General features: G+C 45.2%; 1 protein-coding gene and 1 pseudogene. Both read right to left on the reverse strand.

The genetic code is table 11. The features are described from left to right. Positions 1-275: 275 nt before the first annotated feature. Complete coding sequence (locus tag CJP72_RS24780) at positions 276-671, reverse strand: hypothetical protein (RefSeq protein WP_162383882.1); 396 nt, start codon at positions 669-671, stop codon at positions 276-278. A gap of 587 nt (positions 672-1,258) precedes the next feature. After that, positions 1,259-1,320 (reverse strand): annotated as a pseudogene (locus tag CJP72_RS26485) (hypothetical protein); the annotation flags it as partial.

Below are 1,320 nucleotides of genomic sequence, written 5' to 3' on the forward strand. Positions count from 1 at the left end.
TCGAGCAAGTAGACGAACAGCTATTTATCGTCATCGAAACCTGGTGAGCGTGAATCAACGGATTGCCGCGCTGGCCCTGATACTCATTGGAAATGAAACAGTAAAAATCAATATGTTGTCCTGAATCCCGAGATAGGTGAACAGTACTATTGGGTGTACCTATGCTCATAACGTTTGTTCGTAAGGCCTATCCTTCGTAAAGATCACCTTTTCGAATGCATATCGATGGACATCAATTAGCTACGCCAAACACACCCAATGATCATCGCGTAGCGCTATTTTTTTTGGGTTGCCTCAATGCGAGTCTGTTCAAAGTGATCCATTGATGCTTTCAGATGCCCCAGTGTTTTTGCGTATTGATCCGCTGGCAATACCGTTTTGCAATTTTGCATGAACAGACTCGTAGCGGACTTTACTATTCCAGCATTCGATAACGTGTCGTAAGTAATCGGTTGATCTACGGTGTCGCCAATCAACATTGCCAGCGTTCCTATCGTGCCGCTTGTGCTGTTGCAACGTTGCCCTTCCTTAGTCATGACATCAAGGCTGGTTGTGTCAATCGATGAGCTAGCGGCTAACAGTTCATTTGAGGCTTCACGCAGGTGTTCATATGGGTCAGCCTGTGCTGAGGTGGCGAACAACGCAAGCGCAACGGGGATAGTCCATTTCATGTCGTGTCTCTTAAAATCAGTATGAGCAAGCACCTCATGATCCTGTACCTTTTCTAACTGTGCAATATTCCTTTTGTGAACCTTTATGAACGGCAGCAAACGCAAATGTTAGGTACAGTGGAAATGAGTATAGAAAACAAGGAGAGCAGGTTATTCAACCCATTGGTGTCCTGGTCGTCTCAAAAGTGAAAACGCCTTTTTCTTCCCTCTGGCCGCGCTTAATACAACGTTAGGACCTATTCCCCCTGGAGAATCACTTCCTGGCCTGACTGTTTTGCACTGACTGTCTGTCAATCTGTTGAGGGAGTGTCTGGTCATATTGGTGCATATATACAATCGAACCAACAATGACTCACAAACTTTATTGATATCAATAGATGCTGATGGACGTGGGTGTACGGCGGGATGGTGTCCCCTGCAGGAATGGAATTAACAAAGTAATATGTTGATTTATATTGGTATTTTAATTTATGTATGTGAATTCTATACATTTAGCTATACGTACAAGAAAAAATTAGTGTTTTTTATGGACTGGGGAGTATTTTGCCCAGCCCAGCCCAGCCCAGCCCAGCCCAGCCCAGCCCAGCCTGGAAGCTGCCGAACAGAATCATAAATTCGCCGACGAAGTTACCGGTTCCCGGCATACCCA

Origin of the sequence: Citrobacter sp. NCU1 (genome assembly GCF_010231475.1) — a bacterium.
In the GTDB taxonomy this organism is placed as follows: Bacteria; Pseudomonadota; Gammaproteobacteria; order Enterobacterales; family Enterobacteriaceae; genus Citrobacter_D.

What these genes read in the sequence shown, in the direction of transcription:
- CJP72_RS24780 (WP_162383882.1), bottom strand. Translation starts at nt 671, where the DNA reads ATGAAATGGACTATCCCCGTTGCGCTTGCGTTGTTCGCCACCTCAGCA.